General features: G+C 59.7%; 21 protein-coding genes. 9 read left to right on the top strand and 12 right to left on the bottom strand.

Features of this window, described 5'->3' with window-relative positions:
- Positions 1–17: 17 nt before the first annotated feature.
- Positions 18–773, top strand: a complete 756-nt coding sequence (locus JWU58_RS25745) for a substrate-binding periplasmic protein (RefSeq protein WP_206421219.1) — start codon at positions 18–20, stop codon at positions 771–773.
- Here the strand turns inward: JWU58_RS25745 and JWU58_RS25740 are convergent.
- The 5 genes from JWU58_RS25740 to gpmI form a co-directional block, all read right to left on the bottom strand.
- Positions 754–2,130: a Vps62-related protein gene (locus JWU58_RS25740; RefSeq protein WP_206421218.1), complete on the bottom strand. Its 1,377-nt coding sequence runs from the start codon at positions 2,128–2,130 to the stop codon at positions 754–756. The two genes, JWU58_RS25745 and JWU58_RS25740, sit on opposite strands and share 20 nt — an antisense overlap.
- A gap of 117 nt (positions 2,131–2,247) precedes the next feature.
- The gene (locus tag JWU58_RS25735) at positions 2,248–3,024 is read right to left on the bottom strand and encodes a divergent polysaccharide deacetylase family protein (protein ID WP_206421217.1); all 777 of its coding nucleotides are present in this window, start codon (positions 3,022–3,024) and stop codon (positions 2,248–2,250) included.
- Positions 3,025–3,026: 2 nt separating this feature from the next.
- A complete protein-coding gene (locus JWU58_RS25730) occupies positions 3,027–4,346 on the bottom strand; it encodes a S41 family peptidase (protein ID WP_039756590.1) in 1,320 nt (439 codons plus the stop codon).
- 31 nt (positions 4,347–4,377) lie between these two features.
- Complete coding sequence (locus JWU58_RS25725) at positions 4,378–5,664, bottom strand: murein hydrolase activator EnvC family protein (protein ID WP_206421216.1); 1,287 nt, start codon at positions 5,662–5,664, stop codon at positions 4,378–4,380.
- A 313-nt stretch (positions 5,665–5,977) separates the two neighbouring features.
- Complete coding sequence (gpmI, locus tag JWU58_RS25720) at positions 5,978–7,507, bottom strand: 2,3-bisphosphoglycerate-independent phosphoglycerate mutase (protein ID WP_206421215.1); 1,530 nt, start codon at positions 7,505–7,507, stop codon at positions 5,978–5,980.
- Between the two features lie 153 nt (positions 7,508–7,660).
- On the opposite strand from gpmI, the gene JWU58_RS25715 reads away from it, so the two are divergent.
- Genes JWU58_RS25715 through secB form a run of 3 tightly spaced genes read left to right on the top strand, consistent with a single transcriptional unit; the run spans position 7,661 to position 8,873 of the window.
- Entirely contained in the window at positions 7,661–8,074 is a 414-nt protein-coding gene (locus JWU58_RS25715; protein ID WP_016772116.1) for a rhodanese-like domain-containing protein, read from the top strand.
- A gap of 1 nt (position 8,075) precedes the next feature.
- Complete coding sequence (gene grxC / locus JWU58_RS25710; protein ID WP_016772115.1) at positions 8,076–8,330, top strand: glutaredoxin 3; 255 nt, start codon at positions 8,076–8,078, stop codon at positions 8,328–8,330.
- A 57-nt stretch (positions 8,331–8,387) separates the two neighbouring features.
- Positions 8,388–8,873 carry a protein-export chaperone SecB gene (gene secB, locus JWU58_RS25705; RefSeq protein WP_016772114.1) on the top strand — a complete coding sequence of 162 codons (486 nt, stop codon included), beginning with the start codon at positions 8,388–8,390 and terminating at the stop codon, positions 8,871–8,873.
- A 120-nt stretch (positions 8,874–8,993) separates the two neighbouring features.
- Here the strand turns inward: secB and JWU58_RS25700 are convergent, their stop codons facing one another.
- Positions 8,994–9,449 carry a tRNA (cytidine(34)-2'-O)-methyltransferase gene (locus JWU58_RS25700; RefSeq protein WP_206421214.1) on the bottom strand — a complete coding sequence of 152 codons (456 nt, stop codon included), beginning with the start codon at positions 9,447–9,449 and terminating at the stop codon, positions 8,994–8,996.
- On the opposite strand from JWU58_RS25700, the gene JWU58_RS25695 reads away from it, so the two are divergent.
- The 3 genes from JWU58_RS25695 (at position 9,448) to JWU58_RS25685 (ending at position 14,623) form a co-directional block, all read left to right on the top strand.
- Positions 9,448–9,888 carry a hypothetical protein gene (locus tag JWU58_RS25695; RefSeq protein ID WP_016772112.1) on the top strand — a complete coding sequence of 147 codons (441 nt, stop codon included), beginning with the start codon at positions 9,448–9,450 and terminating at the stop codon, positions 9,886–9,888. The genes JWU58_RS25700 and JWU58_RS25695 overlap by 2 nt on opposite strands.
- A gap of 187 nt (positions 9,889–10,075) precedes the next feature.
- On the top strand, positions 10,076–12,067 hold the full coding sequence (locus tag JWU58_RS25690) for a leucine-rich repeat domain-containing protein (RefSeq protein WP_241196142.1): 1,992 nt from the start codon (positions 10,076–10,078) through the stop codon (positions 12,065–12,067).
- A gap of 84 nt (positions 12,068–12,151) precedes the next feature.
- A complete protein-coding gene (locus JWU58_RS25685) occupies positions 12,152–14,623 on the top strand; it encodes a leucine-rich repeat domain-containing protein (protein ID WP_206421213.1) in 2,472 nt (823 codons plus the stop codon).
- A 543-nt stretch (positions 14,624–15,166) separates the two neighbouring features.
- Here JWU58_RS25685 and ntrC read toward each other — a convergent pair.
- The 5 genes from ntrC to glnA form a co-directional block, all read right to left on the bottom strand.
- The gene (ntrC, locus tag JWU58_RS25680) at positions 15,167–16,603 is read right to left on the bottom strand and encodes a nitrogen regulation protein NR(I) (protein ID WP_016772108.1); all 1,437 of its coding nucleotides are present in this window, start codon (positions 16,601–16,603) and stop codon (positions 15,167–15,169) included.
- A complete protein-coding gene (gene glnL, locus JWU58_RS25675) occupies positions 16,600–17,685 on the bottom strand; it encodes a nitrogen regulation protein NR(II) (RefSeq protein WP_024011230.1) in 1,086 nt (361 codons plus the stop codon). Before glnL ends, ntrC begins: the two co-directional genes overlap by 4 nt.
- Before the next feature lie 230 nt (positions 17,686–17,915).
- Entirely contained in the window at positions 17,916–18,503 is a 588-nt protein-coding gene (locus tag JWU58_RS25670; RefSeq protein WP_206421212.1) for a DUF4124 domain-containing protein, read from the bottom strand.
- A gap of 32 nt (positions 18,504–18,535) precedes the next feature.
- The gene (locus JWU58_RS25665) at positions 18,536–19,048 is read right to left on the bottom strand and encodes a DUF4124 domain-containing protein (protein ID WP_206421211.1); all 513 of its coding nucleotides are present in this window, start codon (positions 19,046–19,048) and stop codon (positions 18,536–18,538) included.
- Positions 19,049–19,305: 257 nt separating this feature from the next.
- Entirely contained in the window at positions 19,306–20,712 is a 1,407-nt protein-coding gene (glnA, locus tag JWU58_RS25660) for a type I glutamate--ammonia ligase (protein ID WP_016772104.1), read from the bottom strand.
- A gap of 327 nt (positions 20,713–21,039) precedes the next feature.
- Between glnA and thiI the strand changes: the two genes are divergently transcribed.
- Both thiI and typA read left to right on the top strand, forming a co-directional pair.
- On the top strand, positions 21,040–22,494 hold the full coding sequence (gene thiI / locus JWU58_RS25655; RefSeq protein ID WP_024011233.1) for a tRNA uracil 4-sulfurtransferase ThiI: 1,455 nt from the start codon (positions 21,040–21,042) through the stop codon (positions 22,492–22,494).
- A gap of 139 nt (positions 22,495–22,633) precedes the next feature.
- The gene (typA, locus tag JWU58_RS25650) at positions 22,634–24,454 is read left to right on the top strand and encodes a translational GTPase TypA (protein ID WP_016772102.1); all 1,821 of its coding nucleotides are present in this window, start codon (positions 22,634–22,636) and stop codon (positions 24,452–24,454) included.
- Positions 24,455–24,703: 249 nt separating this feature from the next.
- Here typA and JWU58_RS25645 read toward each other — a convergent pair whose 3' ends face one another.
- Complete coding sequence (locus tag JWU58_RS25645) at positions 24,704–25,141, bottom strand: YkgJ family cysteine cluster protein (protein WP_016772101.1); 438 nt, start codon at positions 25,139–25,141, stop codon at positions 24,704–24,706.
- Positions 25,142–25,361 lie beyond the last annotated feature (220 nt).

Below are 25,361 nucleotides of genomic sequence, written 5' to 3'. Positions count from 1 at the left end.
GATTCCGGTAGCCCGACATGATCAAACGCCTGCTTGTTGTTCTCGCCAGCGCCTCGTTGTTGTTCATCAGCAATGCCCGGGCCGAAATCAGTCCCGACACCGATCTGGTGCTGCTCACCGAGAACTTCCCGCCGTACAACATGGCGAAGAACGGCAAGAATTTCGCCCAGGGCGACAACATCAACGGTATTGCCACGGACATCGTTCGCGAGATGTTCCAGCGCGCCGGCCTCACTTACAGCCTGACCCTGCGTTTCCCCTGGGAACGTGTCTACAAGCTCGCCCTGGAAAATCCCGGTTACGGGGCCTTCGTCATGGCGCGCCTGCCCGATCGCGAAAGACTGTTCAAATGGGTCGGCCCGATCGGCCCGGATGACTGGATCCTGCTGGCCAAGGCTGACAGCAAGATCACCCTCGACACCCTCAACGACGCGCGCAAATACAAGATCGGCGCCTACAAGGGTGATGCGATTGCCGAGACACTCACCAAGCAAGGCCTCAAACCGGTGGTGGTGCTGCGCGATCAGGACAACGCTAAAAAGCTGCTCAACGGTCAGATCGATCTGTGGGCCACGGGTGATCCTGCCGGCCGTTATCTGGCGCGGCAGGATGGCGTGACCGGCCTGAAGACCGTACTGCGCTTCAACAGCGCCGAGTTGTACCTGGCGCTGAACAAGGATGTTTCCGATGAGGTGGTCAACAAGCTTCAGACCGCGCTGGATCAACTGCGCAAAGAAGGCGTGGTCGATGAAATCATGGCGCGCTATCTGTGACCACATCCAGATCAGGCGATGGCAGCGCTTCTACGTTGGTGCTGTCGATGCCTGTCTCAGCGGGGATATCCGACGTCAGCGATGGGCACGAACTGACTGACTCGATGGATTGCGGCGGGTATTGCGTCAGCAGAACGCTGGAGTCGTCGGTATAGCCGAAATCGACCGCCACTTGAGTACCGTCTTCCCTCACCAGTTCGTAATGGCTTTGCATCTGATAGACCGCTACGGCTGATTGTTTTGGCACCATGGCAATCACGATCTGCGGTCGCAGCTCGTGCCAGCCGTTGGAAGACGCTTCAGTGTGGGTCAGGGCCTTCGGCAGGCAAGCCGAGAATCTGGTCATGCGGATGTCGCTCAGAGGCGCGGATGGCCAGGCTTTTACAATTTCCATCGCGGTGAAGCTATGGAACATCCGCATCGTCACGGCGCTCTGCGCGCGCGGCGCAGTCCATTTTGTCGCGCGGTATGTGTCTGCCTCATTGCGCTCATAACCGATGAGCACGTATTGGTCGGTCCTCTTGAGTGCGTAGTAAGGTGAGTTGCGAAACTGCTCACCGGGATGCGCATGGTCTCGCACCGCGAACCAGGGCAGGCGGGCAACATGTGTGACTGTGGCGGGTTCGCTTTCGGCTGGCTTGGCATAGCCACCGAGAACCGGAACCTGCGGTGGTTCGCTCAGTTGCACAGGGATCTGCATGCGCAACGCGTACGCCGATGAAGGTGCCGCAGGCTTGCTGTAGCCCTGAATGCCGGCGAATGTGCCCGCTGCAAACAGGATTTCGCCTGCTGCCGCAGTCGGCGGTTCGATGGCGTAGGCACTGAAACTCATTTTGGCGCCGCTACCTTTGTCATTCCAGATCAACTCGCCGAGGTTCGCCGTGACGACGAGGTCGACCCTGACGCAGCGCACTGAGTTGAGCGAAGGTTTGCAATGATCGGTGGTGCAGACTTGCCCCAAGGCGACGTAACCGACAGGTGCCAAAGGGCGCCAGATCGACAGGCGCGCAACATTGGGCGCCCCGGTTTCTTTCCAGACCAGTTCAAAATCGACAGGGCGCGCCAGTGCCTTGCCTCTGGCGTTTTCGACTCCTTTCAAATCCCTCTCGCAGACTACGGCCGCGACTACTTCGCCGTTGATATTGGCATCGCCGGGGATCAGCATATCGCCCAGCGGGAAATAGCCCGGCAGTGCATCCGGAGCGGGGGCAGGGCGCCAGAAGGTGGCGGGTTTCGCTTTCGAGCCGTTGCTGCTCCAGACCCGATTGAACTCCGTGGTGAAGTTGATCAGCAGGTTGTCCTGGATGATCGGTTCCATTTGCCGTGGCAGCGCTGCGATATTGTCTTCGATAGTCATGATGATTCCTGATAGTTGAAAGCGACGCGAGGGCGTCGCGACCTGTTGCAGGTCGCACTATCGGAAACGGGGACGGTTATCGGGTGGTAACTATGTATGTGCCAGCGTCACAGGGTTTTACCGGTAAACGCCATCCTTGCCATGCCCAGCCATGGCGCGGTTGCTGCGCACGCTGATCATCTGCCGGATATCGATCCAGTCGATGCCTTGCGCTTTGAGTCTGGGTAATTCGCGCTCCAGCACCGCCAGGGTCTGCGGATACGGATGGCCGATCAACACCGCTGAGCCCTGTTTGTGCGCCAGGGTGATCGCGGTCTGCAACTGATTGGCAATGGCCGCTTCGGTGCGCTCATCATCGAGAAACACGTCTCTGGAAACGCTGGCCAGATCGATTTTCTGCGCCTGCTGCGCAGCGACCGTTTGAGCGCTGGTGCGGCTGTCGACGAAGAACTTGTGCCGACGCTGCAATTCGCCCATCAACCACGCCATCGCCGCAGGCTGCGCGGTCATGCGGCTGCCCATGTGATTGTTGATGCCGGCGGTGAACGGGACTTTTTCAAACGCGGCATTCAGGCGTTTCTGCAGCTCTTCGATGGGCAGTTCGGGGTGCCAGGCGTACGGCCCGGTGGCCGGATCCATGGGCATGTGCAGGATGACGATCTTGCCGGCGCGATGGGCTTCGCGGGCAAATTCGGTGGCGTGGGGGGTGTCGGGCATGATCGCCGCCGTGACCGGGCCGGGCAGGGCGAGCACGCGGCGATCCCGGGGCAGGTTCTGCCCCAGGTCATCGATGATCAATGTCAGGTAGGCTTTGTGCGGCGAGGAGCTGGCGGGCTCTGCTTGGGCAAAACCCGCCAGACAGCACAACAGGACGCAGAGTGCGCGGAGCAACATCCTCAGCGGCCGGAGGTGATGCTCAGGCCTTTGAGCAGGCTCAGGGCCTGGGCCAGCTGGTAATCGTCATCCTGCGGCATCGCTTTGGCCTTGCCGCCGGAACCGCTCGGTTTGTCGGCGCCGCCGTTGCCGTTGCCCAAGTGACCTTGCAGATCGGCTTCCTTGAAGTATTCGCTGTCGGCTTCGTTGGTGATCTTCGCGCGGCGCACTTCGATGTCCGGCACGATGCCCTGAGCCTGGATCGAGCGGCCGTTCGGCGTGAAGTACAGCGCGGTGGTGATCTTCAGCGCGCGGTCGTTGTTCAGCGGCAGCACGGTCTGCACCGAGCCCTTGCCGAAACTGGTGGTGCCCATGACCACGGCACGTTTCTGGTCCTGCAGGGCGCCGGCGACGATTTCCGAAGCTGAGGCACTGCCACCGTTGATCAGCACGACCATCGGCACCGCTTCGCTTTCGTCCTTGCCGGTGGCGGAGAAGCGCAATTCGGAGTTGGCGATGCGGCCCTTGGTGTAGACGATCAGGCCTTTGGTGATGAAGTGGTCGACCACTTCCACTGCCGATTGCAGTACGCCGCCCGGGTTGTTGCGCAGGTCGAGAATGATGCCGTTGAGCTTCTTGCCGTTGTCCTTGCGCAGTTTGGCCAGAGCCTTGGAGACTTCTTCGCCGGTCTTGACCTGGAACTGGGTGATGCGGATGTAGCCGTAGCCCGATTCCAGCAGTTGCGCCTTGACGCTTTTCACCTGAATCACTGCACGGGCCAGGGTCACATCGAACGGCGTGCCGCCATCGCGAACCAGGGTCAGGGTGATTTTCTGGCCGATCTTGCCGCGCATCTTGTCGACGGCTTCGGTCATGGTCTGGCCGCGGGTTGGCTGGCCGTTGATCTTCACGATGAAGTCGCCAGCCTGAATGCCGGCCTTCGACGCCGGGGTGTCGTCGATCGGCGAGACAACCTTGATGAAGCCGTCTTCGGCGCCGACTTCGATGCCCAGGCCGCCGAATTCACCGCTGGTGCTTTCCTGCAGCTCGGTGAAATCTTCCGGGCCAAGGTAGGCCGAATGCGGATCGAGGTTGCTGAGCATGCCCTTGATCGCGTTTTCCAACAGGGTCTTGTCGTCTACAGGCTCGACGTACGCGGCTTTGATCCGGTCCATGACCTCGGCGAAGGTGCGCAGCTCTTCCAGCGGCAGCGGCGCCTTGGCGGTCGCGGCAGTGCCTGCCGGAGCGACGGTCGGGGCCGGTTGTGCGGCGAACGCCAGAGGCGCGCCTATCACCAAGGCGATCGTCAGGGCCAGCGAGGTAAGGCGGGACAAATGCAGCATGTCGAACGAACTCCTGAATTAGATGGTGCGCTTATCCTTGCGCACGACACCATTGCGCCGGATCACTCGGGTGACCCTGCTGACGAATTGCGAAATACAGCGCTGGCGTGTCCTGACCGCCACTGTTACCGACAGTGGAAATCGACTCGCCAGCCTTGACCACATCACCCGCCGACTTGAGCAGCGTCTGGTTGTGGCCGTAAAGACTCAGAAAACCGTTGCCGTGATCGAGGATCACCAGCAAACCGGCACCGCGCAGCCAATCGGCGAACACCACGCGCCCACCGTGTACGGCGTGCACCTGGCTGCCGGCGGAGGCGCTGATCATCACGCCATCCCACTTGGTGCGGGCGTCGTCGCCACGGCTTTCACCGAAGCGCGCGAGTAATCGACCATCAACCGGCCACGGAAGTTTTCCCCGGGTTGCAGCAAAAGGCCCGCCAAAGGTTTCGCCGCTGCTCGATACCAGCGCGCCGGGGCTTGATCTGGCGGGTTTTCGTGGGGCGTCGCTGTTATCAGCCTGCGCCTCACGCAAACGCTTTTTTTCCGCTTCCTGCTGGGCGATCAGCGCTTTCTGCCGCGCTTCTTCTGCCTCACGAGCCTGACGGGCCAGGGTTTCTTCAATGGTTTTAAGGACTTTAGACAGGTCTGCCTGATCCTGCTCGCGGGCGGCGAGTTTCTGGTCGCGGGCCTTGACGTCGTCATTGAGTTTGGCAAGGACCTGCTGGCGTTCCTTGCGGACTTTCTCGAGTGCTTCGCGCTGCGTGTCGAGGTCGCTTTTCTGCACCAGCAACTGCGCTTGCTGCAGGCCGATGTCTTTTTCGACATTGGCCAGCTGGCGCAGGGTTTCGTTGAAGTTCTTCAACTGCTCCAGGCGTGCCTGGCTCAGGTAGTCGTAATAGGTGAGGGTGCGGGCGAACTTCTCGGGGTTCTGCTGATTGAGCAGCAGCTTGAGGTATTCCTGGCGGCCGTTCTGGTACGCCGCTCGGGCCTGGATGGCGATCAGTCGCTGCTGTTCAGTGCGCGCGCTCTGGAGTTTTTTTTTCTCTGCATCGAGCCGCTGTAGCTCGGATTCGCTTTTCTGCAGTTCTTTCTGCAGCGCGTCGACCTGCTTCTGCAGCTTGCCCATCTCGGTTTCAGTGCCCTTGAGCTCTTTTTGCACGCCGGACTTTTCTTCCTGCAGCTTGCCCAGGAGTTTTTTCAGCTCGGCGATATCCTGACGCGTGGCCTCCAACTGCTGTTGGGTTTGCGCGCGCTCGTCGGCGAAGGCCGGCTGGAGCAGACAGGTCAGAGCAAGGGCGATCAGGACGCGAAGCATAGGGGCGGGCGGCACCAGGGTAGAGGACGGCCTAGTATGCCCGCCCGAGGCTGCAAAAAAAACGCCCAATTGGGGCTGTGTGATAACTGGACAGAAAAACACTCCACACCAATGCAGGAGTGACCTGTGGCGAGGGGATTTATCCCCGTTCGGCTGCGCAGCAGTCGTAAAACCAGCACATGCGGTGTAGCAGAGATACCGCGGTGTTCGATTTCAGGGCGGCTGCGTCACCCAGCGGGGCGCTGCGACGGTTCGCTAAATCCCCTCGCCACAAAGTCTCTTGCAGCAGGTTTCGCCGTTTTCTGGATTCGCGTTACACCAGGATCGAAGTCCCGGTCATCTCCGCCGGTTTTTCCAGACCCAACAGCATCAGCATGGTCGGCGCTACGTCCGCCAGCACGCCGCCTTTGCGCACTTTCAGGTCGCGTTTGCCGACGTAGATGAACGGCACCGGCTCGGTGGTGTGCGCGGTGTGCGCCTGACCGGTGGATTCATCAGCCATTTGCTCGACGTTGCCGTGGTCAGCGGTGATCAGTGCTTCGCCGCCGACCTTTTCCAGCGCCTCGACGATGCGACCGACGCAGGTGTCCAGGCACTCGACCGCCTTGACCGCCGCGTCGAAGACACCGCTGTGGCCGACCATGTCGCCGTTGGCGTAGTTGACCACGATCACGTCGTAGCGCTGGTTTTCGATGGCGTCGACGATACGATCAGTGACTTCCGGGGCGCTCATTTCCGGCTGCAAGTCATAAGTCGCGACTTTCGGCGACGGGATCAGGATGCGCTCTTCGCCCGGGAACGGTTCTTCGCGACCGCCGGAAAAGAAGAAGGTCACGTGGGCGTATTTTTCGGTTTCAGCAATGCGCAGCTGGGTCTTGCCGTTTTTTGCCAGGTAATCACCGAGAACGTTTTCCAGGCTGCCGGCGGCGAAGGCCGACGGTGCCGGAATGCTTGCGGCGTACTGGGTCAGCATGACGAAACCGGCCAGTTTTGGCTGGCGGGCGCGCGCGAATTCCTTGAAATCGTCTTCGACGAACACGCGGGTCAGCTCGCGGGCGCGGTCGGCACGGAAGTTCATGAACACCACGGCGTCGCCGTCTTCAACTTTCACCGGCTCACCGATGGAAGTGGCTTTGACGAATTCGTCGCTTTCGCCACGGGCGTAGGCGGCTTCGAGACCTTCCTGAGCGGTGGCGGCGTTGAATTCGCCATTGCCGTCGACGATCAGGTTATAGGCCTGGGCGACGCGATCCCAACGGTTGTCACGGTCCATGGCGAAATAGCGGCCGATGATGCTGGCGATCCGGCCTTTGCCGAGGGCCTGGAAAGTCGCGTCGAGCAGTTCGATCGACGAAGCGGCGCTTTTCGGCGGCGTGTCGCGGCCATCGAGGAAGGCGTGCAGGTAGATTTTTTCGGCGCCGCGCTTGAAGGCCAGTTCGGCCATGGCGATCAGGTGATCCTGGTGGCTGTGCACGCCGCCATCGGACAGCAGGCCCATGAAGTGCACGGCTTTGCCGGCGGCCACGGCTTTATCGACAGCGGCGCAGATGGTCGGGTTTTCGAAGAATTCGCCGTCGCGGATCGCTTTGGTCACGCGGGTGAAGTCCTGATACACCACGCGCCCGGCGCCGAGGTTCATGTGGCCGACTTCGGAGTTGCCCATCTGGCCGTCCGGCAGGCCGACGTCCATGCCGCTGCCCGAAATCAAGCCGTTCGGCACCGTGGCCCACAGACGATCCAGCACAGGTTTCTTCGCCGCGAACACGGCATTGGATTCGGGGCTGTCGCTGTGACCGAAGCCGTCGAGAATCATCAGGACCAAAGGTTTGGGCGTAGTCGTCATGGAATCCACTCGTGGCTGATAAAGAAGAGGGCGATGGAAAACGGAGTTGGAGTTTAAAGCGAAGTTCCGACCGCGTCACCGCCGGACGGGGTTTGGCCGACCATAGTGGCTGTGTATACTGGCCGACATTTTAACGCCCTGGAACCTCCTTCGATGGTTGCTCACCTGATTGAATTTGCCACTAACCACTACATTCTTGTCGGTATCTTCGTCGTACTTCTGGCTCTGTTGCTGGCGCACACGATGCAGGGCGGCGGCAAGAGCCTGAGCACCGGCGAGCTGACCGCACTGGTCAATAAAGACGCAGGCGTGGTGGTGGACATCCGTCCGGCCAAGGATTATGCCGCGGGCCACATCGTCGGCGCGGTGAACATCCCGCAAGACAAACTGGCTGCCCGCGTCGGCGAGCTGGAAAAACACAAGGCCAAGACCATCATTCTGGTCGATGCCCTCGGTCAGACCGCCGGCACCCACGCCCGCGAGCTGATGAAGTCCGGCTTCACCGCCGCCAAGCTGTCCGGCGGCATTTCCAGCTGGAAAGGCGACAACCTGCCGCTGGTGAAATGACATGAGCGAAGTCATCGTCTACTCCAGCGATTACTGCCCTTACTGCTCGCGCGCCAAGCATCTGCTCGCCAGCAAAGGCGTGGCCTTCGAAGAGATCAAGGTCGATGGCAAGCCGCAGCTGCGTGCCGAAATGACCAAAAAGGCCGGGCGCACGTCCGTGCCGCAGATCTGGATCGGCGCAAAGCACATCGGCGGTTGCGATGATTTATACGCCCTGGAACGCGCCGGCAAACTCGACGCGCTGCTCAAGGGCTGAACGGCTGCACCCACGTACAGCACTCCCTAAAAGACCCAAGATCGATAAGGATCTGAGATGACTGACCAACAGAACACTGCAGCCAGCGAAGAAGAAACCGCACCGCAATTTTCCTTGCAGCGCATCTACGTACGCGACCTGTCCTTCGAAGCCCCGAAAAGCCCGGCGATCTTCCGCCAGCAGTGGGATCCGGCGGTCGGTCTGGATCTGAACACTCGCCAGAAAGCGCTGGAAGGCGATTTCTACGAAGTGGTGCTGACTCTTTCCGTCACCGTGAAAAACGGTGAAGAAGTGGCCTTCATCGCTGAAGTGCAACAGGCCGGTATCTTCCTGATCAAGAATCTGGACGCGGCTTCGATGAGCCACACCTTGGGTGCGTTCTGCCCGAACATCCTGTTCCCGTACGCCCGCGAAACCCTGGACAGCCTGGTTACCCGTGGCTCGTTCCCGGCGCTGATGCTGGCCCCGGTGAACTTCGATGCCCTGTACGCGCAAGAGCTGCAGCGCATGCAGGAAAGCGGCGAGACCCCGACCGTTCAATAACGATTCAGCCTCACCCATGTGGGAGCGAGCCTGCTCGCGAAAGCGGTCTGTCAGACACATCAATGTTGACTGACACTCCGTAATCGCGAGCAGGCTCGCTCCCACATTTGTTTTGCGGCGTTACTTGAAGTCGTTCTGCCGCCACGCTTCGTACACGGCGACCGCCACGGTGTTGGACAGGTTCAGGCTGCGGCAGCCTTCGCGCATCGGCAGGCGCAGGCGCTGTTCGGCGGGCAGGGCGTCGAGCACGTCCGCTGGCAGGCCACGGCTTTCCGGGCCGAACAGAAACGCGTCGCCGGGCACGAACGCGGCATCATGGAACGGCCGCGAACCCTTGGTGGTGAAGGCCAACACGCGCGGGTTGCCCAGACTTTCCAGACAACTGGCCAGGTCAGCGTGACGCTGCAACGTGGCATATTCGTGGTAGTCGAGACCGGCACGGCGCAGGCGCTTGTCGTCCATCTCGAAACCCAGTGGTTCGATCAAATGCAGGTGGCAGCCGCTGTTGGCGCACAGCCTGATAACGTTGCCGGTGTTCGGCGGAATTTCTGGTTGAAAAAGGATGACGTGAAACATGCACGGCTCCGAAGGTAAAGATGAGCGGCATTCTACGCCGCCTGTGGACAACCGTTCGAAACTATTCCCGCGAGTCATCGGCTCGCTGGCGATTGTCGGCTTGATGATCGGCTTGATGATCGGCCGGCTGACCACGCCGGATCCGAGCGTGCTGGAGCAGGTCGAGGTTACCGATGGCGGCTTGGTGGTGTGGTTCAACAATGAGCCGAAGCTGCACGGCGAGATCATCGACGGCACCGTCGCGCTGCTGTTTCAGGCCGAAGGTCGACCGCAGAAAGGCCAGCTCAGGCTCAACGGCAAGGACGTCAACTGGCGCATGCGCAAGAGTGATGGCGGATTGTTGCTGACGGTGCTGGCAGCGCGTCCGTTGCGGGGCGACTGGGTCGGCAGCGAGGTCGATGATCGCTGGCGACTGGAGATCCGTTTGAGCGAGCCCTAGCGGCACTTCTTCATCACTGGGGCGCGCTCCCACACTTTTTGAGGTCGTTTCCCACTGCGACCGTCTTCCTTTCCCATCTCCAGCACGTGCTCGTGCACGCTATCGTTCGCCCCTACAAACGGCAGGATGCCGAAACCCGTCGTCCCCTTGCAGGAATGCAGGGGGCGTCTTTTTCAAGGATGAAAATATGCCAGTCAAACCCCCTCGCGGTGGCGGTACCCACGTGGACGCCTCGGGCAGCCCACATCGGTCTGCAGACGTGGACACTTCGCTTCCCGGCCACTCGGGTCGCACAGGCGTCGATGTGGATATTGCTCAGCACCATTTGCTGCCGCGCGCCGGATCATCCACCGACGCCACCCTGGATGCCGTGCCCCCCGCCGCGGCCGTTGTAGTTCGCGCAATCGCGGAGGGTATTGGCCCGACCGCCACCCAGCCTTCGCTGGACAATTACGTCACCAACGCCCGAGCGATACTTCCACAGGTCAACAGCGAAGGTTTGCGGGTGATCAGTCGGCGAACCTACGCAGACCTGGCCAACGGTGACCTGGTGCCTGTCGCCGTGGATCCTGCGACGGGCTTGTATCGAGCCCGGCGGCCAAGCGAGTTGCTCCCATCCGGGCCGGTAATGCTGCGCGATGTGGGCAGCGGACTTTGGTATGCGCGTGAAGTCTTGGAACCGACTACCCGGGAGCAGATCCGCAAGTACCTCCCCGACACGACCGACGAAGACGCAGATGCCTTCATCGCCCGGTTTGATGACAAGGACGTGGCAGAGCTTGAGCTCAAGCATATCCAGCTTGGGCTTGCGCTATTGGACTCGACGGATTTTGACCTGCCGATCAGTCGAGGTTCCATTTCATCGGACAACGAGTTTCATGAGGCGCGAAATATGTGGGCGACGTTTCGCCAGTTGTACCGATGGCAAGGCCAGCCCGAGCAGCGCGTCTACCGTGATGGGCGGCTCGTGGGCTTCAAGCTGGAAATCGATCTGACGATTTGGCCAGTTGCAAAGCCGCTTTCCTTGAAGTTCGGCTCAGTGGTTTCTCTGACTTTAAGAGGCCGTGGCCGGCTGGATCCGGACGTGTTTTGCGCACAATTTCCCAACCTTGAAAGTCTGACGATTACCAGTCAGGAAATCGGAGTGCAAGGCCGGTTTCAAGGATGGGACGTGATTAATTGGGTGCCTTCAAAATTCAGTCTGGATTCGCGCTTTGCCGAGCAATTGAAAAGATTCCCGCGTCTGCAAAGGCTGCACTTGCAGGACTGTGAATTGACGTCTGACTTTTCCGTACGAGGCCTTGCCAGGCTACATGAGCTATGGCTTTGCAATACATTCGAGGCCCCGGTGAATAGCCTCGACATGCAAATGCGGCATCAGGAGCAAGTCACCTTTTTGCAAGTGGCAGCTGACCTCAGAGGGATGACTGAACTGCGAGTGCTGGATCTGAGCCGCACCGGAATACACCTGCTGCCTTCCGGTCTTGAGGCCATCGACGTGGCGTCGAAGCTTGAAGTGTTGAGACTGGGGGGCAATCCGCTTGCGAACAGCCTTTCACTCGAAAACATGACCGCGCTGCAGGAGCTGGATCTTTCCAACACAAGATTGCAACGATTTCCCGAGGGCATTACCGACAGGATTCCCGCAAGAGAACTGAATCTTGCGGACAATCACATCAGGTCGATTCCCGAATCCGTGGAGCTCAGAGCGGGCTTCAATCTCATCGGCAATCCGATCACGGACCCGGCCTCGCTACGGCGGTTGATACGAGCACGTGCCGAGACAGGCACCGATATCTGGCTTGGGCAGGAAAGCAGCGATGGGTCTGCCGATCTCTGGCTACGCAATGTGCCACAGGACCAGATAGCGGAAAAACAAGCGCTGTGGGACAGGCATAACGCCGCAATGCCAATAGCAGTGACCGGCATTCTTCGTCGGCTGAGTCGAACGCCCGAGTTTCACGTCGAACGCCCGCTGCTGCAGCGGCGTGTGTGGTGGTTTCTGGAAATGTATGACCGGGCCGACGCTACTGAGCGGGCCAGGCTCGACGCCATTCTTCATACGGAAACGAGTCCCGGGAGGATGCTGGACCGGCTGGAGAATGAAATCCGCAGCTATGACGCAGGGCGACAGAATCAACCGCTGCACCCTCTGCCCAAGCGTCCGCGTATTGCTTAGGGGGATGTAAACAGCGGGCGGCACGATGCCGACACTACTACCCCCTGCACAAAAGCCGGGGCAACTTTTCAAGGATGAAAAAACATGCCAGTAAAACCACCTCGCGGGGGCAGCACCCACGTTGATACGGATGTCCACACGTTCCCGAAGCGAAGCTCTGATAAGGATTTCATAGCGGCGGATGTACCCGTCCGCGATGGCACGGTCCCCTGGGCTGGCCTCGATGATCTGAAGTCGCGAAGCACCAAACCTGGCGACGACGCAGGCCCGGTTGCGATCCTGCCGGCGCCGGTGCTCGAAGTTCGCCCGGCGCCGCACCTTGCTGCAAGCCCCGCTGTCATAAACCGGTCACTGGAGACCTACCGGATAACGTCAGCGATCGAGCTGCCTGATGCTGATAGCGAAGGCTTCAGGATGTACAAAAATCGCTGTTATGTTGACGTACCTGACAGTGGCCTCGTTCTCGTCGCAGTGGATCCGGATACGGGGTGGTATCGCGCTCGACATTCCAGGGAGTTGTTCCCTTCCGGCCCATGGATGTTGCGCGATAGCGAGAGCGGCATCTGGCATCCGCACAGCGACTTCAGCACCCGCACCAACCCCCTGACCGCCAAAAGCCTGGACGGCTTTCATGCCGGGCCGGATCTCAGCGGCGCGCAATCGGGCAGCGACGGCGTGATACGTCACGAAGGCAGGCTCTATGTGGTCATCCATGAACAGGCGTATCAGGTCATGCAGGATCTGGATGCCTCCCGTCCGGAATACAGGGTTTGGCGCCTGGTCAAACCCAACGATCCCGTCGCTGCCGACAGCGCGAATATCTACCGCGCCAGCCTTGGCGGTGAAACCCTGGCTATCACCCGCAGCGAGCAGAACGCTTGGGTTTCCATGCTCACCGGTTTGCGCGGTGGGATGGACGGCGCTGCACAGGCGCCTGCCAACCCGTTCAACTTTCATCGCCCCTGGCTCACCGGCGCCGGCCCCTCAGGGGCACAACCGCCGGTTCTGGTTGCGACCACACGGGCGCAGGTCAAACGCTATTTTGCTGACGCGACGGATCAACATGCCGATGATTTCATTGCGCGATATGGAGAAGCGGGGGTGGCGGAAGTGGAACTCAAACGGCTTCAGTTGGAGTTTCCTCGGTTGGACCGTGAGATCACTGCCTGGGAGACGGGCTACAAAGGCAAGGACAATGCAGAGCGCACGCGCCGGCTGGCAATAGGTGCCAACATGCGCCGGTTGTTCAAGTGGCAGGGAGAACACTCGGAAAAAGTCTACCGAGACGGGCGGCTGGTCGGTTTCAAGCTGGAGCTCGACCTGGGAAGTCGGGGCAATCTCGCGCCGCCGGGTTTTTCGGTTCCGCTCAGAGCCGTCGTATCCCTGGTCCTGGAGGGAAGTCCCTCAAGAAGTCTGGGCAATGTGTTCTCGATGCTTTCCCACATTGAAACCCTCGAAGTACGCAGATTCAAAGGCAAGAGTCATGAACTGTTAAGCGAAATCGGTAAACTCCCGGCGTTGAAAGTCCTGACGATGCAGGAAGCCACACTCTGGCTCCCGTCGGTCACTCTTGAACATTTCACGCAACTGATCCGTTTGCGGGAGCTGAGCCTGACGCACTGCAGTATCTGGCCGCCTTTTTCGGTGCGCGGCATGACCGAGTTGCGGGTCTTGCGCGCACGTTCCTGTGGCCTGCGTCGTCCGCCTGACGGGGTGGGTGAATTGCCCGCGGCGTCAAGGTTGGAGGTGCTTGATCTGTTCCATAACCCCGATCTGACAGACGCGCCTGATGTGACTCATATGTCCGCATTGCGAGAGTTGAATCTGGCCCATAGCTACATATCTTCGCCGCCGCCCGGGCTTGATTTGCCCAGCGGTCCGACGCGGCTGGAGAAACTGGATTTGTCGCAAAGCCGGCTGGCTGTGGCGCCTTCACTGCGGGGAATGACGGCGTTGCTGGAGGTCGATCTCAACCGTACTCGTATAAAGAGTTTCCCGGACGGCGTTACATCCGATATTCCCAGGACGCGTCTGGATCTGGCCCATACCGGGATCAGCGCAATTCCTGAAAACATTGAGCTGAGAAAGGGTTTTGACCTCACTGGCAGCCCGATTGCCGACCCCGCTTCTCTGCGACGTCTGATAGCTGCACGTCGGCAGACGGGTAGCGATCTATGGCTGGGAAGAATCGAGTCTGATTTGGGGATCCATCACTGGATGCACCATGTTCCCCAAGCGCGACACGCTGAAAAGTCTGCGCTGTGGGATGCATTTGTCCTTGAAGCGAACTCCGCAATGATGAAAAAAATCAGAAATCTGGTGCGTACGCCGGAATTTCAGGTTGAGCGGCTGCTTTTGCAGCGCCGGGTCTGGTCGTTTATCGAGCGTTTCCAAAACGCCAGTTACGGTGAGCAAAGAAGTTTGCTGCGTATTGCAACTGATGAAGCCAGCCCTGGAAAAATGCTGGACAGGCTGGAGGAGGAAATAAGGAGGTCTGACCCGACGTGGCAAAACCAGCCCCCACATCATGCGCCCGGGCGCCCGAGACTCGAGTAGGGGCGGGGGCGCTGCAGTGTAAAAGCGGGAATCCCTGACCTGCCTGTATCAGGGTTCCCAAAAGCATGGGCGTCGCGTTCAGCGTCGGCCCGGTGTAAAGAGGGAACCCCCGGCCTGCCTGTACCAAGGATCCCAAAAGGGTGGACTCATCCGTTGCGGTCTGAGCCCGATGTAAAGAGGGGAATCCCCGGCCTGCCTGTACCAAGGTCCCCGAAACGGGTGGTGAAACGAATCACCTGAGATAGGTATTGCAGGGTGCGTGCCAGGTTTAAATTTGCTGAAACAAAAAACGCTTTGGGAAAGCGAAAGCCCCGGAATACGGGGCTTTCGCTTATTTGAAGTCTGGAATTTTCAACACTTTGCAACTGGGCGATGAGCATCGGGCTCTGCGCGATCCCGGGTCATCGTGCATTGATGCGGTGCATGCTGCGCAAAAAGCTTCGTCGGAACGCCGCCAGGAGCAGGCTCGTTCCCACAGGGGAAGCGCATTCCAATTGTGGGAGCGAGCCTGCTCGAGAATGGGTTCAGCGGAGAACCGGAGACTTAACCCTCTTCCCCCTCATCATCATCCCCACCATCAACCTTCATCCCCAGTTCCTTGATCTTGCGCGTCAAGGTGTTCCGCCCCCAACCCAGCAGCACCGCCGCATCACGCCGACGTCCTGCGGTGTGCTTCAAAGCAGTCTCGATCATGATCCGCTCGAACGCCGGCACTGCGCTGTCGAGCAGGCTCGACTGGCCACGGGCCAGGGCCTGATCGGCCCACTGGCGCAGGGCCTGTTCCCAGTTGGTCACTGGCGCCGAATCCTGCGGCAGGTTGAGCAGTTCCGGTGGCAAGTCACTGATGTGCACTTCACGGCCGGAGGCCATGACGGTGATCCAGCGGCAGGTGTTCTCCAGCTGGCGCACGTTGCCCGGCCACGGCAGGTTTTTCAGGTATTCCTCGGTTTCGCTTTTCAGCAGCTTCGGCTCGACCGCCAGTTCCTGCGCGGCGCGGCTGAGGAAGTGCCGGGCCAGGGTCGGGATGTCTTCGCGACGATCCGACAGGCGCGGGATGTGGATGCGGATCACGTTGAGGCGGTGGAACAAGTCCTCACGGAATTTGCCGGCGTGGACGAGCGTTTCCAGATTCTGGTGGGTCGCGGCGATGATGCGTACATCGACTTTCACCGGCACATGGCCGCCGACGCGGTAGAACTCGCCATCGGCCAGCACGCGCAGCAGACGGGTCTGGGTGTCCGCCGGCATGTCGCCGATTTCATCGAGAAACAGCGTGCCGCCGTCCGCCTGTTCAAAACGACCGCGACGCAAATTCGCCGCGCCGGTGAACGCGCCTTTCTCGTGGCCGAACAGTTCCGATTCCATCAGATCCTTGGGAATCGCCGCCATGTTCAGGGCAATGAACGGCGAAGCCGCGCGTGGGCTGTGACGGTGCAGGGCGTGGGCCACCAGTTCTTTACCGGTACCGGATTCGCCGTTGATCAGCACGGTGATGTTGGAGTGGCTCAGGCGCCCGATGGCGCGAAACACTTCCTGCATCGCCGGCGCTTCGCCGATGATTTCCGGGGTGCGGGTCAGGGCTGGCACAACCTCCAGGCCTTGCTGTTCCTGGGCATGCTGATTGGCGCGTTTGACCAGCGATACCGCCTCATCGACGTCGAAAGGCTTGGGCAGGTACTCGAAAGCACCGCCCTGATAGGAGGCGACAGCGCTGTCCAGATCGGAGTGAGCGGTCATGATGATGACCGGCAGCCGTGGGTGCTGTTCGCGAATCCGCGCCAGCAGATCCAGGCCACTGGCGCCCGGCATGCGGATATCGGAAATGATCACGTCCGGCTGCTGCCGGGCCAGACGACTCATCACGCCATCGGCGCTGTCGAAGCTCTGGGTGGTCATGCCTTCCTGCTGCAAGGCCTTTTCCAGGACCCAACGGATAGAACGGTCGTCATCGACGATCCACACGGTTTCACTACGGCTCATGTCGATGTGGCTCCTTGTTCCAGTGGCAGGAAGATCGAGAAGGTGGTGTGGCCTGGATGGCTCTCACACTCGATCAGGCCCTGGTGCTGACTGATGATGTTCTGGGTAATGGCCAGGCCCAGCCCGGTACCGTCCGGGCGGCCGCTGACCATGGGAAAGAAAATGGTTTCCTGCAGTTCCGCCGGGATGCCCGGGCCGTTGTCGATGATCTCGATCTTGGTCACCAGACGATGGCGGATGTGGCCGATGGTGAACTGGCGCATGGCGCGGGTGCGCAGGCTGATGCGGCCCAGGCGCAGCTCGTTCTGGCTGCTGATCGCCTGCATCGCGTTGCGCACGATGTTCAACACCGCCTGAATCATTTGCTCGCGGTCGATCAATACGTCGGGAATGCTCGGGTCGTAATCACGCACCAGGGTGATGCAGCCCTGGCTTTCGGCTTCGACCAGATGACAGACGCGTTCGAGCACTTCGTGGACGTTGCACATGGCCAGCGACGGCAGTTTGTTCGAGCCGAGCATGCGATCGACCAGATTGCGCAGGCGGTCGGCCTCTTCGATGATCACATTGGTGTAGTCACGCAGGCTTTCTTCGGGCAATTCGCGAGCGAGCAATTGCGCAGCGCCGCGGATGCCACCGAGGGGGTTCTTGATCTCGTGGGCGAGGCCGCGCACCAGCATCTTGCTGGTTTCCTGCTTGGACAGCTGGGCCTCTTCCTTGGTGATCCGCAACAGGCGATCACGTGGGTGCACTTCAAGCAAAAGCAAAGTCTCGCCGTTGCTGAGGATTGGCGTCACCGCGTAATCCACGGTCAGCGTCTGGCCGGTGAGGGCGGTGAGCATCGCTTCACGCTTGGTGAAAGGGTGCGCCTGCTCCACCGCCTGGCGCAGGGAATTGAGCGCCTCGGGGGATTCGGTGAACAGCTCGCTGATGAACTGGCCGTGACTGCGCTGACCGCTGACCGCCAGCAGCATTTCCGCCGCCGGGTTCATGTACTCCAGGCGCAGCTCGGCGTCGAGCAGGATGGTCGCCGTGGTCAGGTTGTCGAGCAGCAAACGGTGAATAGCGTCGCTTATGGTCATCTGGACCCCTTTTGGAGCAAGGCGTGCGCGAGAACAAAGCGCTGATATCGGGAAAATGCAAAAACCAAACCAAGGCTCCGAAAAGAAGCGTTTAAGCCCTGAAACAGGCGTTTGACGCGCGTTTGTATGGCATGAAGCCAGCTCAAACGGGAAGTTTCGAACCAAAATGGGTTGGGTTGTGGGCGGGATGCAGTTTAGTGCACCAATAGAGTGCGCGCGGCCAGCGGGCGTTAAAAGAAGCGCAGAAAGGGGTTTTTCGGCTCAGCAGGTTTGTCCTTGAGCGGGCATTCCGGGCGCACACCATAGTCGTCGGCGACACAGGGTTTGACCTGACGTTTCTGCGCCAGGGAAATGCGCAGCATGTGGAACGGCTGATTGGCGGTGCGTTCCACGGTACGCCCGGCGGCGTCGAGGATTTCGATCGAAAGGCTGTGGCTGCCGCGATCGATATTGCTCAGCGCAAATACCGGGCTGACGCCGGGCTCGCCAATGGCCTTGCCATCCAGCAGCAAGCGATAACGATGGCCGCTTTGCAGGCCGGGCTCGCTGGTGACGCTGACGATCAGCTCGCCGGCGCTGTTGCGCAAAGTAGCATCGGGCTCCGGGATCAGAATGCGCAGCATGTCGTAGTGAAAGGGCGCTGGTTCGGCGGATTTTTTCGCGGTGCTGACCGGCGCTGCGGTGCTGGCAGGGACCGGCATGCGATTGCTCGTCGCGATCGGCACTCGCTTGGCGTTGGCGCGCGGCTGGTCGGTGTAGACGCGGTTGCCCTGTGCGTCGATGTAGGTAAAGACCTCCGCCGAGGCGGACGTCGACATCAACACCAGGATGAGTGCCAGCCCCGCGCGAATCACGGCGTATGCACCCGTTGCACGGTGAAGACCGCGGGTGGGCTCTGCTGGATGACAGTCTGGCCGTCGATCACTTGCACGGCCAGGCGATGCTCGCCGCGATCGATGTTGATCAATTGCAGGACCGGCACGTTGCTCGGCTGGCCATAGGGCTGGTCGTCGAGTAGCAGCCTTAATTGATGCGGCGGTTGCAGGCGCGGTTTGATCAGGACATTGACCGTAAAGGTGCCGTTATTGGCGCGCAGGGCCTCGTCAGTGGGCAGACCGGCGAGTTCGAGGATTTCATAGGCGTTGCGCGCTGGTTGCGGTTGTTCTGCGTGGGGTGCCTGCGGCGCGCTCGGTGCTTGCGGCTCGACCCGATTGAGTGGCGGCAGCTCGACCGGTTGCGCCTGCACGCCGTCCGGCGGCTGATTGCTGTACGCCGTGTTGCCGTTGGCGTCGGTGTACTTGTAGATCTGCGCGGCGGCGGGCAGGGCGATCAGCAGCAGAATGTAGAGAAACGTGCGACCCATGAAATCGACCGGGATTGGAAACGATGGGTAGCAGCATAGGACAGGTGGGGCGGTTGGCCAAAACCGTTAATAACTGGAATTGAAAAGACTGGTAGCCAAAACACGGATCGTTCCCACGCGGAGCGTGGGAACGATCAATGACACACCGCTTTCGCGAGCAGGCTCGCTCCCACAGGGTAAATGAACTGCGCCGAGCAATAAAAGAGGCCTCCCGAAGGAGGCCTCTTTTGTCACGCCACTTACGCAGCGCTACCGGATCAGCAGCTGTAGTACAGCTCATATTCCAGTGGGTGTACGAAGGTGCGAACCTTGATTTCTTCTTCCGATTTCAGCGCGATGTAAGCGTCAATGAAGTCGTCGGAGAACACGCCGCCCTTGGTCAGGAAGGCGCGGCCCTTGTCCAGCTCTTCCAGGGCTTCTTTCAGGCTGCCGCAAACCTGTGGAATCTCTTTCGCCTCTTCAGGCGGCAGGTCGTACAGGTTTTTGTCGGCAGCATCGCCTGGGTGGATCTTGTTCTGGATACCGTCCAGACCGGCCATCAGCAGTGCTGCGAAGGCCAGGTACGGGTTGGCAGCCGGATCCGGGAAGCGTGCTTCGATACGGCGGGCTTTCGGGCTCGACACGTATGGAATACGGATCGAAGCGGAACGGTTGCGCGCCGAGTAGGCCAGCATTACCGGAGCTTCGAAGCCTGGCACCAGACGCTTGTAGGAGTTGGTCGCCGGGTTGGTGAAGCCGTTCAGGGCCTTACCGTGCTTGATGATGCCGCCGATGAAGTACAGAGCGGTGTCGGACAGGCCGGCATAGCCTTCACCTGCGAAGGTGTTCTTGCCGTCTTTCCAGATCGACATGTGTACGTGCATGCCCGAACCGTTGTCGCCGTACAGTGGCTTCGGCATGAAGGTCGCGGTGCGGCCGTAAGCGTCGGCAACGTTGTGCACAACGTATTTCAGGGTCTGAACTTCGTCAGCTTTCTTCACCAGGGTGTTGAACTTGACGCCGATTTCGTTCTGGCCGGCAGTCGCCACTTCGTGGTGGTGAACTTCAACCGACTGACCCATTTCTTCCAGTGCGTTGCACATGGCGGTACGGATTTCGTGGTCGTGGTCGAACGGTGGAACCGGGAAGTAGCCGCCTTTCACGCCTGGACGGTGACCCTTGTTGCCGCCTTCGATGTCCTGGTCGGACATCCACGAACCTTGCTCGGAGTAGATCTTGAACATCGAGCCGGAGATGTCCGACTTGAATTTCACCGAGTCAAAGATGAAGAACTCAGGCTCTGGACCGGCGAATACGGTGTCACCGATACCGGTGGCTTTCAGGTGCTCTTCGGCGCGCTTGGCGATCGCACGTGGGTCGCGATCGTAGCCCTGCATGCTCGAAGGCTCGATGATGTCGCACACCAGAATCAGGGTTGGGTCTTCGGTGAACGGATCGAGTACGGCAGTTTCGTCGACCGGCATCAGGATCATGTCGGAGGCTTCGATGCCTTTCCAGCCGGAGATGGAGGAACCGTCGAACATCTTGCCGACTTCGAAGAAGTCGTCATCCAGCGCATCGCGAGCCGGCATGGTCACGTGGTGCTGAGTGCCTTTGGTGTCCGTGAAGCGCAGATCAATCCACTTGACGTCATGATCTTTGATGAGTTGAACCGACTTCGACATAGTGTCCTCCGGGTGAATTAGGGCGGGTAGTGGATGCCCTTAATAATGGTGATGCCGGCGCGAATACTCTGCCAAGGCAACCTGCCTCACAAGGGAGCAAATTGCATGCCAGTGCCCCAGCATGGGTTTTTTGCCCCAAATTCACCCTTATTAAGGCGTGCGAGATACTTAATCGACAAATCCCGCCCCTTAATGTTGCGTTTAAATTCAGAAATGACCTGTTTTGGTGCAAGCAAAACCTTCTGCACATTAACTGGTTAAACCTTGAGCAATTTCCGCTATAATCCGCGCCCCCCTTTTTCGGCTGGCCGTTCGCGCGCTGTTTTCATGAAACTTATCGTAAAAGTCTTCCCCGAGATCACCATCAAAAGCCGACCTGTCCGGACGAAATTCATCCGCCAGTTGGCCAAGAACATCCGCACCGTGCTCCGTGACCTGGACCCGGCCGTGGTGGTGAACGGCGTGTGGGACAATCTCGAGCTGGAAACCCGCGTTACCGACCCCAAAGCCTTGAAGGAGATGGGCGAGCGCCTGACCTGCATGCCGGGTATCGCGCACTTTCTGCAGATCGACGAGTACCCGCTGGGCGACTTCGACGACATCACCGAGAAGTGCAAACAGCACTACGGCGATGCGCTGGCCGGGAAGATTTTCTCGGTGCGCTGCAAGCGCGCAGGCAAGCATGCGTTCAGCTCGATGGACGTGGAAAAATACGTCGGCAGCAAGCTGCGTCGTGAGTGCGGTGCGGCCGGAATCGACCTTAAAGCGCCGCAAATCGAAGTCCGTATCGAAGTTCGCGACAAACGGTTGTTCGTGATTCACAGCCAGCACAACGGCATCGGCGGCTATCCGCTCGGCGCGTTGGAGCAGACGCTGGTATTGATGTCCGGCGGCTTCGATTCGACCGTGGCGGCTTACCAGATCATGCGTCGCGGCCTGATGGCGCACTTCTGCTTCTTCAATCTCGGCGGGCGTGCCCACGAATTGGGCGTGATGGAAGTCGCGCACTTCATCTGGAAGAAGTACGGCAGCTCGCAACGCGTGCTATTTGTCAGTGTGCCGTTCGAGGAAGTGCTGGGCGAAATTCTCGGCAAAGTCGATAACAGTCATATGGGCGTGGTTTTGAAGCGTATGATGTTGCGCGCCTCGTCCGAGATCGCCGAACGCCTGCACATCGATGCACTGGTGACCGGTGAAGCGATCTCCCAGGTGTCGAGCCAGACGCTGCCGAACCTGTCGGTGATCGACTGCGTGACCGACAAACTGGTGCTGCGACCGCTGATCGTCGCGCACAAGCAGGACATCATCGACACCGCCAACGAGATCGGCACCGCCGATTTCGCCCGGCACATGCCGGAATATTGCGGCGTGATTTCGGTCAACCCCAAGACTGCCGCCAAGCGTGGCCGGGTTGAGCACGAAGAGAAAGAATTCGACATGGCGGTACTCGAGCGTGCGCTCGCCAACGCCAAACTGGTGCCGATCGATCGGGTAATCGACGAGTTGGGCCAGGATTTGCAAATTGAAGAAGTCAGCGAAGCGCTGGCCGGTCAGATCGTCATCGACATCCGCCACCCGGATGCCGCCGAGGATGACCCGCTGGAGCTCGCCGGCATAGAGGTACAGACGATGCCGTTCTATGCAGTGAACGCACGTTTCAAGGAACTGGACCCTACTCGCCAGTACCTGCTGTATTGCGACAAAGGCGTGATGAGTCGCCTGCATGCCCACCATTTGCTCAGTGAGGGGCATGCCAATGTGCGCGTTTATCGACCGAGCTAAGTGCCCGGGGCTGTTTGCCTGTGGCCTGCGTCACCGGCCCCCCGACACCGCCGTCAAGCTGTAACGGCCATGCCGGACACTACTGCTAATCGCTGCCATGACTTGTCAGCAAACCGAATCCTCTGATCGAGATACACAAGTGATCGAAAATCTACGCAACATCGCCATCATTGCCCACGTTGACCACGGTAAAACCACCCTGGTAGACAAACTCCTGCGTCAATCCGGCACCCTGGAGCGCAACGAGCTCAACGACGAGCGCGTGATGGACTCCAACGACCAGGAAAAAGAGCGCGGTATTACCATTCTGGCGAAGAACACCGCCATCAACTGGAACGGCTACCACATCAACATCGTGGACACCCCGGGCCACGCCGACTTCGGCGGCGAAGTTGAACGCGTAATGTCGATGGTCGACTCCGTTCTGCTGCTGGTTGACGCTCAAGACGGCCCTATGCCGCAAACCCGTTTCGTGACCAAGAAGGCTTTCGAAGCCGGCCTGCGTCCAATCGTGGTGATCAACAAGGTTGACCGTCCAGGCGCACGTCCGGACTGGGTTCTGGACCAGATCTTCGACCTGTTCGACAACCTCGGTGCTACCGAAGAACAACTGGACTTCCAGGTTGTTTACGCTTCGGCCCTGAACGGTATTGCCGGTCTGGACCACACCGCCATGGCGGAAGACATGACTCCGCTGTACCAGGCGGTAGTCGACCACGTTCCGCCTCCGGCCGTTGACCGTGACGGTCCGTTCCAGATGCAGATCTCCGCTCTGGACTACAACAGCTTCCTGGGTGTTATCGGTGTTGGCCGTATCGCTCGCGGTCGCGTCAAGCCGAACACCCCGGTTGTCGCTATCAGCGCCGACGGCAAGCGCCGCAACGGTCGTATCCTGAAGCTGATGGGTCACCACGGTCTGCACCGCATCGACGTTGACGAAGCAGCTGCCGGCGACATCGTCTGCATCAGCGGCTTCGACGAGCTGTTCATCTCCGACACTCTGTGCGATATCAACACCGTCGAGGCGATGAAGCCGCTGACCGTTGACGAGCCAACCGTTTCCATGACGTTCCAGGTAAACGACTCGCCATTCTGCGGTAAAGAAGGCAAGTTCGTGACCTCCCGTAACATCAAGGATCGTCTGGACAAAGAGCTGCTGTACAACGTTGCACTGCGCGTTGAAGAAGGCGACTCGGCTGACAAGTTCAAGGTTTCCGGCCGCGGTGAGCTTCACCTCTCGGTACTGATCGAAACCATGCGTCGCGAAGGCTTCGAGCTGGCCCTGGGCCGTCCTGAAGTGATCATCCGTGAAGTTGACGGCGTGAAGCAGGAACCGTTCGAAAACGTCACCATCGACATCCCTGAAGAATCCCAGGGCAAGGTCATGGAAGAGATGGGTCTGCGTAAGGGCGACCTGAGCAACATGGTGCCGGATGGCAAGGGCCGTGTTCGTCTGGAATACAACATCCCTGCTCGCGGTCTGATCGGTTTCCGTAACCAGTTCCTGACCCTGACCAACGGTGCTGGCATCCTGACCTCGATCTTCGACCGTTACGCTCCAGTGAAGTCGGGCCACATGTCCGGCCGTCAGAACGGCGTTCTGGTTTCGGTTGAAACCGGCAAGGCTCTGACCTACTCGCTGGAGACCCTGCAGGCTCGTGGCAAGCTGTTCGTAGAACACGGCCAGGAGATCTACAACGGTCAGATCGTTGGTCAGAACAGCCGCGACAACGACCTGGGTGTCAACCCAACCAAAGGCAAGAAGCTCGACAACATGCGTGCTTCGGGTAAAGACGAAACCATCGCTCTGGTACCACCTGTTCGCTTCACCCTGGAACAGGCTCTGGAATACATCCAGGAAGACGAGCTGTGCGAAGTCACGCCTAAGTCGATCCGTCTTCGCAAGAAGATCCTCGACGAAAGCGAGCGTACCCGCGCTGCGAAGAAAGCCAAGGCGTAATCCAGCCCTGGAATAGAAAACGCCCCCGGTCGCGAGACCGGGGGCGTTTTTGTTTGTCTGGGGTTTAGGCGATCTTTGTGCTGGCCTCATCGCTGGCAAGCCAGCTCCCACAGGGTTTTGTGGGCGTATTGATCGTTCCTACGCTCTGCGTGGGAATGCCTCAACGGACGCTCCGCGTTCGGCTTCAGGAGTGACGCGGAGCGTCCCGGGCTGCATTCCCACGCAGAGCGTGGGAACGATCAGGCGCGATCAAAATTTGTCGATGGCCCGGAAATTCTGCACCCGCTCGACTTCTTTCGGCTTATAAGCGCAATACCCCGGCCGCGGGCCGATCTTCGGGTGGTTGCGGCAAGTGTCCGGGCGCTTGTCATAAATGGTGCACAGGCGGGTTTTACGATCCAGGTAATAGCAGTCGTTGTTGCTCATGCGCTGCAGGGTGAAGATTCCCGACTTCTGATTGAAGCGCTCGACCAGCCCTTCCTTTTGCAGGCGCTTGGCGATGTTCTTTGGCGGATCGCCCAGTTCGAACTCGTCGACCACACCGATGCGCACCAGATCCTTGATCTTCACTTCGACCGGCAGCGTGCAGCAGCTGGACATGCACGAGCCGCACATCGGTGCCGAATATTTGGCCCACGTATCGAGACGATCAATCTCGGCGGCGGCGATCAGGTTGGGCTTCATCATCGGGAGTTACCAGGCGTGTATGCATCAGGGCGCGCGATCATACCGGGAGCGGTGGAATTTTGAACAACCTTTCGCCGGATATTTTCACAGCGGCCGCATTTTGCCCGACAGGACGGCACGGCCCCTGCATTCATTGGCTCATCCGCCAGGGTTATGTCGCACTGGCGCACAGTCCGCGCAAATACTGCCGAACCAGAGCCGTTAGCGCCGGTCAGACCGT

This window comes from Pseudomonas atacamensis (assembly GCF_017167965.1).
GTDB lineage: Bacteria > Pseudomonadota > Gammaproteobacteria > Pseudomonadales > Pseudomonadaceae > Aquipseudomonas > Aquipseudomonas atacamensis.
The sequence above is the reverse complement of the archived record's forward strand: the minus strand, read 5'-3'. Positions and strand labels throughout refer to the sequence as shown.